We start from the raw sequence: 14,826 nt of genomic DNA, 5'->3' as shown, positions 1-14,826 counted from the left end.
CCATGCTGCCCTTGAGCTATATCCTTGCGTCCCTGTGGTCGTGGTTCCTGAACACGGGAATCAACCTGATCATCATCGTCATCATCGGAATGCTGATCCCGCGCCTCGGCAGGCTGATCATGCGGATCGTGCGCCATCGCATTGAGGATGACACCGATGAGGAATCGGGGAAGAACAAGCTGGCGTTCGCCGGTGTGGGCCTGTACATCGTCCAGATCGTCGCCTTCTTCATCCTGATCGTGGCCTTCCTCCAACAGCTCGGCTTCTCACTGGCCGGCGCTGCGATCCCCGCGACCGTGGCCTCCGCCGCGGTTGGTTTCGGTGCGCAATCCATCATCGCTGACTTCCTGGCGGGCTTTTTCATCCTCACTGAGAAACAGTTCGGTGTGGGTGACTGGGTCCGTTTCGAGGGCGGCGGTGTCGAGGTGGAGGGCACCGTCGTCGAGGTGACGATGCGCGCCACCACCATCCGCACCATCTCACATCAGACGATCATCATCCCGAACTCCGCGGCGAAGGTCTGCATCAACAACTCCAAGGAATGGTCACGCGCCGTGGTGGCCATTCCCGTCCCCATGCTCGGCTCCGAGGATATCAATGATGTGATCGCCCGTTCCGAGAACGCCACCCGCCGCGCCCTCAAGGAAGATGATGTGGCCGCCGTGGTCATCGGTGAACTGGACGTGCACCCGGCCGTGGATATCCAGCCTCCCACCGTGGTGGGTATGCCGTGGCTGGTGACGATGCGCTTCATGGTTCAGGTGACCGCCGGCAACCAGTGGCTGGTGGAACGTGCCGTGCGCACGCAGATCATCGATGAATTCTGGAACGAATACGGTTCCGCCACCACCGTCTCCGGTGCGCTCGTGGACAAGCTCGCGGTGGATGATCATCCGGTGGACATCCCGACGAAGTCCTACTCCCGCAAGCCCGTCTTTGACGTGCCGGTTGATGCTCTTCCGAGCAGAGAGCTTGACGACGACACACCCACCCCCTCCGAACTCCCCTCCGCCGAAACCGCCGAAATCACCGCTGATGGGGAAGTTCGCCCCACCCCGGAGGGCACCCATCCGAACCGCCCCGATGTGTCCATGTCTGTCCCGCCCAAGGAGGACCAGACCGACGAGACCAGGGTCATGTCTGTGACCGCAAAGGATGAGGATGATGACCACATCGGCCTGTTCCGTGCCGATGCACACAAGAAGTGGTGGCAGAAGGCTTTCTCCCTGGGTGGGCGCACCCGCATGAGCACCGGCGGGTTGATCCTGGCCCTGCTTCTGCTCCTGGTGGCCAAGGTCTTCACCGTCGAACCTGCAGAGGGTTGGGAAGAATGGAACACCTCCAACAATGAGGTCATCACCACGCCTGTCGAAGAACCTGTGGAACCCAGCCCCGAACCTGTGATCTCAGAGGAACCTCTGCTGTCCTCCGAACCCCTGGCCCCCACGACTGAACCGACGGTGACCACCGAACCTGCCCCCACTGACCAGGACTCCCCCACCACCACCGCCGGCACCACTGCGACCGATGCGCCGACCACCACCACACCCAACAACCCGGCAACGACTCCAGCAACCACTCCGACTGCACCCCTGACACCAACTGAGCCAGCCGTCACCGTGGAGGAGCAACCGGCCCCCGCAGGGTAGTGATTACGGACATGTCCACAACCTTTACTACTATGTGAAATATGAGTTCAGACGCGAAAAACAACCAGACCACGGCCCCGGACAGTGTTGGCCAGGCGGAACTTTCTGAAACCTTCCACCCTGAACGCACACACCTCCTCAGCGCCGTGGTCCTCGGACTGATCTCACTTCTCACCATCGGCGCAGCACCGCAGTACCTGTGGTGGATTCTGGCCCTGCCCGTCCTCCTCATCTGGTGGGTGCTCAAATCCGCCACCGTGGTGGACGAAAGCGGCATCAACATCCGCTACGCCTTCCGTGGCAATAAGAAGATCTCCTGGGATGATTTCTCCGGCATCGGATTCAAGGGAGCGCGCACCTTCGCCCGCACCACCGATGGTCAGGAATTCACCCTCCCGGGCGTGACCTTCAACTCCCTCCCCCGCCTCCAGCAGGGGTCCTATGGCCGCATCCCGGATGCCCTCACCGAGGGACGTGCCGCGATGGACGGCAAGATCGTGGTGGTCCAGGAGGACGGTTATTCCGTGGTCCTGACCAAGGAGGAGTATATTGCCCGGCAGGAAGCGCTGGGCCGTGACATTCAGATCGAATTGGATGATGACAACACTCCGATCGACACCTCTGATGAGAAGCCAACGCCACAAGCGTAAATCTCAAATTTCTGCCTTCGGGCGGTGGGCATCGAACCAGAGAACAGCCCACCACCCGGATCCATGTATTTTTCCGCCACTCTTTATGAATTGACCTGAAAAGCGCATCATGATTCCTCTTCGTTCAAAAGTCACCACCGTCGGCCGCAATGCAGCCGGAGCCCGCGCCCTGTGGCGTGCAACCGGCACCAAGGAGAATGAATTCGGTAAGCCCATCGTGGCCATCGTCAACTCCTACACCCAGTTCGTGCCGGGCCATGTCCACCTGAAGGATGTCGGGGACATCGTCGCGGGTGCGGTGCGCAAGGCCGGTGGCGTGCCCAAGGAGTTCAACACCATCGCGGTCGATGACGGTATCGCCATGGGACACGGCGGCATGCTGTACTCCCTGCCGTCCCGCGAGATCATTGCTGATTCCGTGGAATACATGGTCAATGCCCACACCGCCGATGCCATGGTGTGCATCTCCAACTGTGACAAGATCACCCCGGGCATGCTCAACGCGGCGATGCGTCTGAATATCCCCGTCGTGTTCGTCTCCGGTGGCCCGATGGAGGCAGGCAAGGCCGTGGTTGTTGATGGTGTCGCCCACGCCCCCACCGATCTCATCACCGCGATCTCCGCATCCGCCAGTGATGATGTGGATGACGCCGGCCTGCTGGCTGTGGAACAGTCCGCCTGCCCGACCTGTGGTTCCTGCTCCGGCATGTTCACCGCCAACTCCATGAACTGCCTGACCGAGGCCCTCGGCCTGTCACTGCCGGGCAATGGCTCCACCCTGGCCACCCACGCCGCACGTCGTGCCCTCTTCGAGGAGGCCGGTGAAGCCGTGGTCAAGCTCTGTGAGCGTTATTACGGCGAGGAGGATGAGTCCGCGCTGCCGCGTTCCATCGCCAACAAGAAGGCCTTTGAAAATGCCATGGCACTGGACATGGCGATGGGTGGTTCCACCAACACCATTCTCCACATCCTGGCAGCTGCCCAGGAAGGTGAGATCGACTTCGACCTGACGGATATCGACGTCCTGTCCAAGCGTGTCCCCTGCCTGTCCAAGGTGGCACCGAACTCGGATTACCACATGGAAGATGTCCACCGCGCCGGTGGCATCCCCGCCATCCTCGGTGAACTCAACCGCGGTGGACTGCTGAACAAGGATGTCCATTCCGTGTTCTCAGATGATCTTCAGTCCTGGCTCGACGAGTGGGATATCCGCTCAGGCAAGGCTTCTGAGAAGGCTGTTGATCTCTTCCACGCCGCACCCGGTGGCATCCGCACCACTGAGGCCTTCTCCACCAACAACCGGTGGGACACCCTGGACACCGATGCTGAGAACGGCTGCATCCACAGCGTTGAGCATGCCCACACCGCTGACGGTGGTCTGGTGGTGCTCCGTGGCAATATCGCCCCGGACGGTGCTGTGATCAAGTCTGCCGGCATCGATGAGGAGCTGTGGACATTCACCGGCCCGGCCCGCGTCGTGGAGAGCCAGGAGGAGGCGGTCTCCGTCATCCTCAACAAGACCATCCAGGCCGGTGAGGTGTTGGTGGTCCGTTATGAGGGTCCATCCGGTGGCCCGGGTATGCAGGAGATGCTGCACCCAACTGCGTTCCTCAAGGGTTCCGGTCTGGGCAAGAAGTGTGCGCTGATCACTGACGGCCGTTTCTCCGGTGGTTCCTCCGGACTGTCCATCGGCCACGTCTCCCCCGAGGCTGCCCATGGCGGTGTCATCGGTCTGATCGAGGATGGGGATATCATCACCATCGATATCCACAACCGTGTCCTGGATCTGGGTATCCCGGATGATGAGATCGAGCGCCGACGCGCCGCCGAGAACGCATCCGATAAGCCGTGGCAGCCGAAGAACCGTCAGCGTGTGGTGTCCAAGGCTCTGCGTGCCTACGCCAAGATGGCCACCTCCGCAGATAAGGGTGCCATCCGCCAGGTGGACTAAAAGCTAGATAATAAAAACAACTCCCGCTGTGCGACACACAGCGGGAGTTGTTTTTATTGCCGTCAGGGCTGGATCAGAGTGCCGGGACCAACCGGATTGACACCAGCTCCGAACCACCACAGGACCACGGCCAGGGCGATGCCGATGATCACGAAGATCCAGGAGGACACCAGTGGGCGTCGTGCCCAACCGCGGCCGGCATCCAGGGAGATCCTGCCCGGCCCGGTGAACTGCAGTCCGATCACCACGAGGGTGAGGATGATCGCGAGCACCACCGCCTCGCTGAGTTCGCCCCACCCGCCTTCATGCACATTGATCTGGTGCAGCGCGGTGAAGGACGTGGCCACCGTGGCCACCGCCGCCGCCACCGGGGTCATCAGACCCAGCAGTAGGAACACACCGGCGGCCAGCTCCAGCGATGGCAGCAGAATAGCCAGCACCTCAGGCCACTGGTAACCGGCGAACTCCGCCTCCAGGCCGGCCAGCCCCTGGGATCCACCGAGGGTGAAGAAGGTGAACACACCGCGGATGATCAGGTAGATGCCGATGGCGGCGCGGATGATGAGCAGGCCGAAATCCAGGGTGCCACGGCGGGTATCCGCCACCACGGCTGTCTGCTCCGCAATGACCGGTTCACCCACGGGCACCGCAACCGGGGTGGCGGCGAAATCAGTGTCACCGTAGTCCACATATTCCGGCTCACGATCCAGCTGGCGCGTTGGTTGTGGGGTAACGGTGGTGGGGGCATCTGACGCGAGGTGGTCTCCCCTCCGGTTGAAGGAGGTGGTGTCTGATGGTCCGGTGTAGGTGGGTACGACCGAGTCCTCGCCGAGATCAACCATATCCGCTGAATCAACCGGTCGGGTGTTGTCGCCCGGTTTCCGGCCCACCGGGAAAGCAGTGGTTTCGGCAGGTGTGCCAATCGGGTCAGACTTGGGGTCGGTGTTACGCGATTTATCAGTCATGGTGCCAGAATATGCGAACTTTCCCGCAACAGCTGTAAAGAACCACGGCGTGCCCGGGATGGTGATCGAGCTGTTATCTGGTGCAGGTATCCAGCTGGACCGCCAGGGCATCGGATTCCGCCTGCGTCACCCAGATGCCGTACCGATCCTTCACCGTGATGATGGATTTGGCGTACTCACACCGGAAGGCCTGGTTCGGGGGCAGCCAGGTGGCTGCGTCGCTGGCACCCTTCTGGCTGTTCAGCGTGCCTTTGACAGCCAGGAGGTTATCCGGGTCATTGGCAAAGTTCTTCCGGGTCTGTTCATCCCACTGCTGTGCGCCTTTCTGCCAGGCATCAGCGAGGGGAACCAGGTGATCGATCTGAACCAGGGATGAGGTGGTCTGGCCACGCACGAAGTTGATCGTCTCTGCGGAGAACGGATCCTGAAGTGTGCCCTTCTCCACCAGGCAGTCCCGGGTGCCCGGGCGGATCTGGAGATCAGTGAGGTCACGACGCAGGATGTCATTGCGGGTGTCGCAACCATTGTGGCCGAACTCCACACTCACATCATCGGCCCAGGCTGCGCCGAAGAGGTCGCGGTCATAGCCTGTCATGGGGGCGCGACCCCTGATGTCCAAGCCCTCCAGCGCCTCACGGTCGGAGGCGCTGACCGCCACCCCGGGACCCCGGGAGGGTTCCTCAGGGACATCGATGAGGAAATAGGCAATGGCAACCACCAGTCCCACGAGCGTGGTGAGCGCCCCGGAGGCAACCGCCCTACCCTTGATATTGTTGCGTTTCCGTGGGTTATTGGAGATAGACGTACGTTTAGCCATGATGAATGAACATTATCAACCAGTCTCGACACCCCGGTTATGAGGGTTCGAATATATGTTCAGCTGGCACGGATTGGACATTTCCGCTAATCTTGTTGACATATCACATATATCTACCGAGGAGATCACACATGAGCACCACAAACAATGACGACTGGACCGGCGCACCACAGAACGCCTCACCGGACGGAGAATTCGTCCGCGACACCAACTACATCACCGACCGCATCGTGGCCTCGGTACCGGAGGGATCCGAACCCGTGGCGCAGGATGATGATTCCTTCCACTGGCCCGTCGAGGCCGGTCGCTACCGCCTGGTCGCCGCGCGCGCCTGCCCCTGGGCACACCGCACCGTGATCACCCGCCGCCTGCTCGGACTGGAGAACGTCATCTCCCTCGGGCTCACCGGCCCGACACATGATGTCCGCTCCTGGACCTTCGACCTGGATCCCGGCAAGGTGGATCCTGTCCTGCAGATGCCACGGCTGCAGGATGCCTACTTCAACCGCTTCCCGGACTATCCCCGCGGCATCACCGTCCCGGCGATCGTGGAGGAATCCAGCCGCAAGGTGGTGACCAATGACTATCCCTCGATCACCATCGACTTCAACCTGGAGTGGAAGAAGTTCCACCGCGAGGGCGCACCGGAGCTCTACCCCGCCGACCTGCGTGAAGAGATGGAGCCGGTGATGAAACGCATCTTCACCGAGGTGAACAACGGCGTGTACCGCACCGGTTTCGCCGGTTCCCAGGAGGCCCACGATGAGGCCTATGACCGCCTCTGGACGGCCCTGGACTGGCTGGAGGAACGTCTGTCCACCCGCCGTTATCTCATGGGTGATCACATTACCGAGGCGGACATCCGCCTCTACCCCACCCTGGTGCGCTTTGACGCCGTCTATTACAGCCACTTCAAGTGCTCCCGGAACAAGATCACCGAGATGCCCAATCTCTGGGGTTATCTCCGTGACTTGTTCCAGACACCGGGCTTCGGCGACACCACCGATTTCTCCGAGATCAAGGATCACTATTTCATCACCCATGCAGAGATCAATCCCACCAGGATCGTCCCGGTGGGTCCGGATCTGTCCGGCCTGATGTCGGAGCACGGCCGCGAGGCACTTGGCGGCTCCCCCTTTGCCGAGGGTGTCACTCTGCCCACCGCGATGCCCGCCGGCGAAGAGGTCAAGAACCCGGAAGCTTTCCAGGCCTAAACCCTCAGCCCCGCCCGGGCTGCATCCACCACGGCGTCTGTGAGTCTGGCGAGCATCCTTGACTCCAGGCGCCAGCGTTGCCAGTACAGTGGGGTGTCCACCACCTGATCATCCAGCTGCACAACCTCGCCTGTCGCCAACATGGGCGCGGCCTGCGCCTCAGGCAGCAGTCCCCAGCCCAGGCCCAGGCGCACCGCTTCACCGAAGCCCTCGGCGGAGGGAACGATCGAGGTGCGTCGTCGAGCGCGCGGGCCATCCACGCGCCCCTCCAGATCCCGATCCTGCAGAACATCCTTGGGCCCGAATCGGAGTACCGGCATCTGCTCCCAGTCGAGCCGCCCATCCACCAGGTACCGGTCCCGAAGCGCTGGCGTGCCGACGGGCAGATGTCTCATCGATCCGAGCCCCACCACCTCACAACCGGCGACGGACTCGCCCTCCCTGGTCACTGCGCCCAGCACATCACCCCGACGAAGCAACGACAGGGTGTGCGCCTCATCTTCAAGCCTCAAACGCAGTGTCGCGCCGCCCCAGGTGGCCACCTGTGCGAACACCGGCGGGAACCAGGTGGACAGGGAATCCGCGTTGATGGCGATGGTCAGGGGGATCTCATCGAGACGCTCCGCCAACTGTTCCCGGGTTTCCGCCTGAAGCAGGGCCATCTTGCGGGCGGCCTGCACGAGCACCTCCCCCGCCTCGGTGGCCACGGCCGGCTGGGTGCGGGATACCAGAACGCGACCCACGGATTTCTCCAGAGCCTTGATCCGTTGGCTCACAGCTGACGGTGAGATGGACAGGGCGAGGGAGGCGTTTTCGAAACTGCCCTCATCGATGATGGACAGGAGGGTGTCCAGGTGCGCAGGGTTCATGAAGCAATACTAAACCATGTTCAGATCCCATCATTTTACTTAATCTATTTTATGCGCGAGCATGCAGGTTATGGAAATCTTCGTCACCGGTTTGTTATTGGGGGCCAGCCTGCTTCTGGCCATCGGCCCGCAGAATGTGTTGGTGATTAAACAGGGCATCAAACGCGAAGGCATCACCGTGGTGATCATCGTGTGCCTGCTCTCTGACGTGGCACTGTTCACTCTCGGCACCGTGGGGGTCGGTCTGATTTCCGAGACCGCCCCGATCATCCTCGACATCCTGCGCTGGTGCGGCATCGCCTATCTGCTCTGGTTCGCGGTCATGGCGGCGCGCGATGCGCTGCACGCACGCGCCGAGGTCACCTTTGTCGACGAATCCGACCCCGTTGCGCGCCCAGCCACCCGGGGTGGCGGCGTTGCGACGCAAGAACGCACCCGGAGCGTCGTCAAGCAGAAGTCCTGGGTCAGGCCGATGCTCATGGCCATCGTGCTCACCTGGCTCAACCCCAACGCCTACCTGGACGCGTTCGTGTTCATCGGGGGCGTGGGCGCACAGTACGGCGAGACGGGACGGTGGATCTTCGCCGCGGGCGCCTTCGCGGCCAGCCTGGTCTGGTTCCCGCTCGTGGGATACGGGGCGGCTGCACTGTCCCGCCCCCTATCCAGCCCGAAGGTATGGCGGTGGATCAACGTGGGTGTCGCCGTGATCCTCACCGGGCTGGCCATCAAACTCATCCTGATGGGCTGACCCTACCGGGATGAACCCTTGGATTCCGTGGCCTTGGCCCAGATATTCACTCCCGCGTCATGGGCGATCTCATCGATGGCCTTCAGCTCCGCGGCGGTGAACTCCAGATTCTGCAGGGAATCCAGATTGGTGTCCAACTGCTCCACGCTGGAGGCACCGATGAGCGCAGAGGTCACTGTTTCCACCCCGTATTCGCCCTGCGTGCGGAGCACCCAGGCGATCGCCATCTGCGCCAATGACTGGCCGCGTTCCTGGGCGATGTCGTTGAGGCGACGAACCATGTCGATATTGTCCTCAGACAACATGCCCTCAGACAGGGACTTCCCCTGGGTCGCCCTGGAACCTTCCGGGACACCATCCAGGTAGCGGTCAGTGAGCAGGCCCTGCGCCAGGGGCGAGAAAGCGATGACACCCAGGCCGTTGTCCGCGGCAGAGGCCAGAAGCGATTCGCCTTCATCACCCGGTTCCTCAACCCAGCGATTGACCAGGGAGTAGCTCGGCTGGTGGATGAGCAGCGGGCACCCCTCCTCCGCCATGAATTCCGCCGCTTCGGCGGTCAGGTCAGCACCATAGGAAGAAATACCCACATACAATGCCTTGCCCGAGCTGACGATGTCACGCAGGGCGTAGAGGGTCTCCTCCAACGGTGTCTCCGGATCGGGGCGGTGATGGTAGAAAATGTCCACATAATCCACTCCCAGGCGCCGGAGGGACTGGTCCAGGGAACTGACCAGATATTTGCGTGACCCACCGAAACCATAAGGGCCCTCCCACATATCCCAGCCGGCCTTGGACGAGATGATCATCTCATCGCGGTGGTTCCGGAAATCCTCCTGCAGGATGCGACCGAAGTTGCTCTCTGCAGAACCTGCCGGTGGGCCGTAGTTGTTGGCCAGATCGAAATGGGTCACTCCCCTGTCGAATGCCCGACGGACGATCTCACGCTGAGTCTCCAGGGGCCTGTCATTGCCAAAGTTGTGCCACAGGCCGAGGGAGATGGCCGGGAGCTTCAGTCCGGAGTGACCGACGGTGCGGTACTCCATGTCGGCATAACGCGTTGATGCTGGTACATAGGTCATACCCATCCATTGTGGCCTAAAAGATGGAACAACGTTGCGGGAACCTACTCAACCAGGCCGAAACCACCGGTTCTGGAGATCTCTCTCCGCGGCATCATCCTCGCCAGTGAAAGTGATGTTGAAGGCCTTGGGCACCTGGGACCCCGTTGGTGAGCACGCCCGCGATTTAATTACGGGGTAATTGTTTAAAAAAGAAAGCTCCCCACATTGGGGAGCCTCCTCTACTATCCGGCTAAGGAACGCCGGAACCTGCTTTTTTTAAGCAAGCTTCTCCGCGATCAGCTTGTTCACCTGTGCAGGATCAGCCTTGCCGCGGGTGGCCTTCATAACGGCACCGACAATGGCGCCGGTGACCTTGGTGTTGCCTGCGCGGTACTTCTCCACGATGTCCGGGTTGGCAGCCAGAGCTTCATCCACGGCAGTCTCGATGGCGCCGTCATCACGGACCACCTCCAGACCACGAGCCGCAACCACTGCATCCACATCACCCTCGCCGGCGAGAACACCGTCGATGGCCTGGCGGCCGAGCTTGTTAGTCAGCTTGCCTTCCTTGATCAGCGCAACAACGCGGGCGACATGAGCCGAGGTGACCGGAAGGGCATCCAGGTCAGTTCCCGATTCATTGGCCTTCTGTGAGAGATAGGACACCCACCAGGCACGGGCCTCATCAGGGGTGGTGCCGGCTTCCACGGTCTCGATAATCAAGTCGAGCGCATTGGCGTTGATGAGGTCACGCATCTCGGCGTCCGACAGCTTCCACTCCTCCTGGATGCGCGCACGGCGAACCCATGGCAGCTCTGGCAGCGTGGCACGGATCTCTTCAACCCACTCCGCCGGCGCGATGACCGGAGGGAGATCCGGATCGTTGAAGTAGCGGTAATCCTCTGCGGTCTCCTTCGGGCGTCCCTTGGAGGTGGAGCCATCGGATTCCTGGTAGTGACGGGTCTCCTGATCGATGGTGCCGCCGTTATCAAGCACCAGGGCCTGACGCTGCATCTCGAAGGTGATGGCCTGCTCCACAGACTTCAGGGAGTTGATGTTCTTGGTCTCGGTACGGGTACCGAACTCCTCCTGGCCGATGGGACGCAGGGAGAGGTTGGCATCCACACGCATGGAACCCTGATCCAGACGACCATCAGAGACACCGAGGGCCTTGACCAGATCGCGGATTGCAGAGACATACGCCTTGGCGATCTCCGGGGCACGAGCACCCGCACCCTCGATCGGCTTGGTGACGATCTCAATCAGCGGCACGCCTGCACGGTTGCAGTCCACCAGGGATGCGGTTGCGCCATGGATACGGCCGGAGGTACCACCCAGGTGGGTCAGCTTTCCAGTGTCCTCCTCCATGTGGGAACGCTCGATCTCAACACGCCACTCAGTGCCGTCCTCCAGCTGGACATCCAGGTAACCCTCGTAGGCGATTGGCTCGTCATACTGGGAAATCTGGTAGTTCTTCGGCTGATCCGGGTAGAAGTAGTTCTTCCGGGCAAACCGGGAGGACTCGGCGATGCTACAGTTCAGCGCCAGGCCAATCTTGATGGCCCATTCCACACCCTTGGCGTTCACAACCGGAAGAGCTCCGGGAAGACCAAGGGAGACAGGATCAACGTTGCTGTTCGGAGCAGCGCCGAAGTGTGCGGAGGACGCCGAGAACATCTTGGTTTCGGTGCCGAGTTCGACGTGGACCTCAAGGCCCATGACGGGGTCATACTTCTCCAGGACCTCATCAAAGTCCATCAGATCATAAAAGGCTGCAGTCATGAGTCAACATTCTAGCCCTCCCACGACCATGAAGTAGGCATTGGGTGGGCAGGGGGAAAACGAAATCCGGATATCCACGGCCAGTATGGGCTGGCTGAGAATATCCGGATGAGAGATGGACAGTGGGATCCGGCTTAACCAGTTTCGAAGAACGCAGTTTCGCTCGGCATGGTGGGCACCTGCAGACGACGGTGCAGGCGTTCCAGGAGGGTCAGCTTCACGGCTGGCCACTCATCATTGGTGATGGAGTAGATGACCGTGTCACGGATTGTGCCGTCAGGATGGATGCGGTGCTTGCGCAGCACCCCGTCCTGCTTGGCGCCGAGACGTTCGATCGCGGCTCGGGAACGGTGGTTGTGCCAGTTGGTCCTGAACTCCACTGCGTTGACACCCAGTCCCTCGAAGGCGCGCTGCAGCTGCAGGTACTTGGTTGATGCGTTGATTCCGGTGCCATGGACATGGGCCGCCATCCATGTGCGGCCAATCTCCATGCGTTTATTGGGCTGGTCAAAGGTGTGGAAGGACGTCATTCCCACCGCACGACCGGTCGCGGCGGAAACGATTGCCCAGGGGGCGCACAATCCATCACGGTGTTCGGCTATGCGGCGGTCGATTTCTTCGGCCATTCCTTCAGGTGTTGGTAGAGCGACGAACCAATGGCGCCACAATTCTTGTGAGGCGACGGCTTCTTGGAGATCCCCCATCCACTGATGTGACAGTGGTTCGAGAATCACCGCGTCGTTCGCCAGACGCGGGTTTTCAGCGAAATGCATGAGATGAATATAGTCCGATTATTCAAAATTGTCCTATTCTCACCATAACCGCACCAGAAACCTATTATATTCAGGATGTGGATTGCTTTCGCACTCGCGTCCGCCGTGTGTTTTTCTCCGCCGCCCGGGCGGCGCTCGCCGACCGGGATGTGGAACCCTTGACCATGAGTGTGGTCGGAATGCGCACGGAGTTCTGCACCTTGTCTCCTCTGATGAGTCGCTGGAGGATATCAAAGGCCACCTCCCCCATCCTGGCCACATTTTGATCAATGATGGTCAACGGCGGGTTCTGGAGTCGGAAGATGGGGTTGTCATCAAAACCGATGAGTTGGAGATCCTCCCCGATCTTCAGCTTCCGCTCATGGATGGCCTCGAGGGCCCCAATCGTCATCATGCAATCACCGGCGATGATCGCGTTGGCCCCCTGTTCCAGCAGTACCCGCACCCCTTCATAGCCGGATTCCTGCTGGTAGCCGCCGTAATAGACCGACACCCCGGTGATACCCCTGTCCACGCAGAGAGCTTCAAAGGTGGTCAACCGTTCCCTGCCGGTGGAGGTGTCCTGTGGCCCGGACAGATATCCGAGGCTGACATCAGCAGAGGTCAAAAGATCCACCGCCGCGGTCATGCCCGGCAGCGGATCAGAGGTGACCGAGGGCAGCTCCGTATGGGTGAGGTTGCGGTCGGCCAGGACCACGGGCACTCCCCTGCCCGCCAGTTCGGCGACCTTCTCCGCACTCTGGAAGTGGGGCACCACGACGATGCCGTCCAGGCGTTGATCGTCCATGGCATCGAGTGCCTGATTCACCAGGTCGGGATTCTCCTCGGTATTGGTGAGAATCGTGGACACCCCCGCGCGGCGTGCGCGCCTTTGAACCGCGGCGGCGAGTGAGGCGAAGTAGGGATTTTCTATATTGGGCACGAGTAGGCCGATCGTGTCCGTCTGAGATTTCCTCAGGGCGCGGGCCTGCGCATTGGGCCGGTAATTGAGAAGCTCGGCAGCCTCCAGAACCCTCCGCCGGGTGGACTCCGGAATGCTGGCGTTATTGGATAACGCCCGGGAAATCGTGCTGACGGACAGCTTGGTGGCCTGGGCGATGTCCTTGAGCGTGGTGGCACGCTTCTTGGCGGGTATGGCTGATGCCATGAGGGCCTGCCCACCTTCCCGGGATGCAATCGTTTGCTGTTCCTTTCACCTGAATCTAAGTGACTCACATCACTCTAGTCAAGTAGCTAGGATCACATTTTGATCCCGATTATCCGAACATCGCCTGCGCGGTCACCCAACGCTCCATCGGAACTTCCTTGAGGGTGCCCACGGCCTCTTCAAAGGTGATCATCCGAATGCCCTCGCCCTTGAGTGCCACAACCTTGTTGAACTGACCCTCATGGCAGGCACGCGCTGCACGCACGCCATAACGGGTGGCCAGGACGCGGTCGAAGGCGGTGGGTGTGCCGCCACGCTGAATGTGGCCGAGAACAGTGGTGCGCACATCATGGCCGAGGCGCCTGTGCACCTCATCGGCGATCTGCTGGCCGATGCCCGTGAAGGTCTTGTGGCCGAACTGGTCTTCCTCCCCCTCACGGAGCTCCATCGTGCCTTCCTTGGGTAGGGCACCCTCGGCGACCACGATGATGCCGTATTTCTCACCCATCTGGAAACGCCGTTCCATGCGCTTGCAGATCTCGGAGATGTCGAAGGGGACCTCTGGGATGACGGTGTAGTGGGCGCCACCGGCCATGCCTGCATGTAGGGCGATCCACCCGACGTGGCGGCCCATGACCTCCACGATCATCACGCGGTTGTGGGATTCAGCCGTGGTGTGCAGGCGATCGATGGCATCGGTGGCCACTGAGACCGCAGTATCGAAACCGAAGGTGAAGTCGGTGCCGTTGACGTCATTGTCGATGGTCTTCGGCACGCCAACAACGGGAATGCCGTTGTCAGCGAGCCACTTGGCACCCTTGAGGGTTCCTTCGCCGCCGATGGGGATCAGGGCGTCGATCCTGGCGTCGGCCAGGTTCGCCTTGATCTGGTCGATACCCGCCTTGAACTTGTCAGGATGCAGTCGACCGGTGCCGAGGATGGTTCCACCGCGGAGGAGGATGCGGTCGATGTCCTCATCGTCATACAGCTGAGTGCGGCGGTCCGCTAAGAGTCCCTCCCAACCGTCCTGATAACCAACAACCGTTGAACCGAATTCATTACTGGCGGTTCGGACGATTCCTCTGATGACGGCATTGAGTCCGGGGCAGTCGCCGCCTGACGTGAGAGTGGCAATTCGCATGTCTCCCATATTAAGCCCATCCCCCGCTTGATGCCGGACAAACAGGCCGGAATGAGTGT

At 61.0% G+C, this 14,826-nt stretch carries 13 protein-coding genes; 5 read left to right on the top strand and 8 right to left on the bottom strand.

Features of this window, described 5'->3' with window-relative positions; all coding sequences use genetic code 11:
• Positions 1–2: 2 nt before the first annotated feature.
• The 3 genes from CFAEC_RS05960 (at position 3) to ilvD (ending at position 4,250) form a co-directional block, all read left to right on the top strand.
• A complete protein-coding gene (locus CFAEC_RS05960; protein WP_290279610.1) occupies positions 3–1,649 on the top strand; it encodes a mechanosensitive ion channel family protein in 1,647 nt (548 codons plus the stop codon).
• A gap of 41 nt (positions 1,650–1,690) precedes the next feature.
• Entirely contained in the window at positions 1,691–2,299 is a 609-nt protein-coding gene (locus tag CFAEC_RS05955) for a PH domain-containing protein (protein ID WP_290279609.1), read from the top strand.
• 109 nt (positions 2,300–2,408) lie between these two features.
• Complete coding sequence (ilvD, locus tag CFAEC_RS05950) at positions 2,409–4,250, top strand: dihydroxy-acid dehydratase (protein WP_290279608.1); 1,842 nt, start codon at positions 2,409–2,411, stop codon at positions 4,248–4,250.
• 62 nt (positions 4,251–4,312) lie between these two features.
• Here the strand turns inward: ilvD and CFAEC_RS05945 are convergent, their stop codons facing one another.
• Both CFAEC_RS05945 and CFAEC_RS05940 read right to left on the bottom strand, forming a co-directional pair.
• A complete protein-coding gene (locus tag CFAEC_RS05945) occupies positions 4,313–5,215 on the bottom strand; it encodes a DoxX family protein (RefSeq protein ID WP_435384263.1) in 903 nt (300 codons plus the stop codon).
• 73 nt (positions 5,216–5,288) lie between these two features.
• Positions 5,289–6,032, bottom strand: a complete 744-nt coding sequence (locus CFAEC_RS05940; RefSeq protein ID WP_290279607.1) for an HNH endonuclease family protein — start codon at positions 6,030–6,032, stop codon at positions 5,289–5,291.
• Positions 6,033–6,163: 131 nt separating this feature from the next.
• On the opposite strand from CFAEC_RS05940, the gene CFAEC_RS05935 reads away from it, so the two are divergent.
• Positions 6,164–7,246 (top strand): glutathione S-transferase family protein, encoded by a 1,083-nt coding sequence (locus tag CFAEC_RS05935; RefSeq protein ID WP_290279606.1) that lies wholly within the window; start codon positions 6,164–6,166, stop codon positions 7,244–7,246.
• On the opposite strand, the gene CFAEC_RS05930 is transcribed toward CFAEC_RS05935, so the two are convergent.
• A complete protein-coding gene (locus CFAEC_RS05930; protein ID WP_290279605.1) occupies positions 7,243–8,115 on the bottom strand; it encodes a LysR family transcriptional regulator ArgP in 873 nt (290 codons plus the stop codon). The genes CFAEC_RS05935 and CFAEC_RS05930 overlap by 4 nt on opposite strands.
• 61 nt (positions 8,116–8,176) lie before the next feature.
• Between CFAEC_RS05930 and lysE the strand changes: the two genes are divergently transcribed.
• Positions 8,177–8,863 (top strand): L-lysine exporter, encoded by a 687-nt coding sequence (lysE, locus tag CFAEC_RS05925; RefSeq protein ID WP_290279604.1) that lies wholly within the window; start codon positions 8,177–8,179, stop codon positions 8,861–8,863.
• 2 nt (positions 8,864–8,865) lie between these two features.
• Here the strand turns inward: lysE and mgrA are convergent, their stop codons facing one another.
• The 5 genes from mgrA to CFAEC_RS05900 all read right to left on the bottom strand — a co-directional run bounded on the left by mgrA (position 8,866) and on the right by CFAEC_RS05900 (position 14,767).
• Positions 8,866–9,942 carry an L-glyceraldehyde 3-phosphate reductase gene (gene mgrA / locus CFAEC_RS05920; RefSeq protein WP_290279603.1) on the bottom strand — a complete coding sequence of 359 codons (1,077 nt, stop codon included), beginning with the start codon at positions 9,940–9,942 and terminating at the stop codon, positions 8,866–8,868.
• Positions 9,943–10,200: 258 nt separating this feature from the next.
• Positions 10,201–11,706, bottom strand: a complete 1,506-nt coding sequence (gene gatB / locus CFAEC_RS05915; RefSeq protein WP_290279602.1) for an Asp-tRNA(Asn)/Glu-tRNA(Gln) amidotransferase subunit GatB — start codon at positions 11,704–11,706, stop codon at positions 10,201–10,203.
• Positions 11,707–11,840: 134 nt separating this feature from the next.
• Positions 11,841–12,479, bottom strand: coding sequence for a GNAT family N-acetyltransferase (locus CFAEC_RS05910; RefSeq protein WP_290279601.1), 639 nt, complete (start codon positions 12,477–12,479; stop codon positions 11,841–11,843).
• Between the two features lie 70 nt (positions 12,480–12,549).
• Positions 12,550–13,626 (bottom strand): LacI family DNA-binding transcriptional regulator, encoded by a 1,077-nt coding sequence (locus CFAEC_RS05905; protein ID WP_290279600.1) that lies wholly within the window; start codon positions 13,624–13,626, stop codon positions 12,550–12,552.
• Positions 13,627–13,735: 109 nt separating this feature from the next.
• Positions 13,736–14,767 (bottom strand): 6-phosphofructokinase, encoded by a 1,032-nt coding sequence (locus tag CFAEC_RS05900; RefSeq protein WP_290279599.1) that lies wholly within the window; start codon positions 14,765–14,767, stop codon positions 13,736–13,738.
• Positions 14,768–14,826: the final 59 nt, after the last annotated feature.

Source organism: Corynebacterium faecale (genome assembly GCF_030408735.1).
Classification (GTDB): Bacteria; Actinomycetota; Actinomycetes; order Mycobacteriales; family Mycobacteriaceae; genus Corynebacterium; species Corynebacterium faecale.
This window is presented reverse-complemented; position numbering and strand designations above follow the sequence as displayed.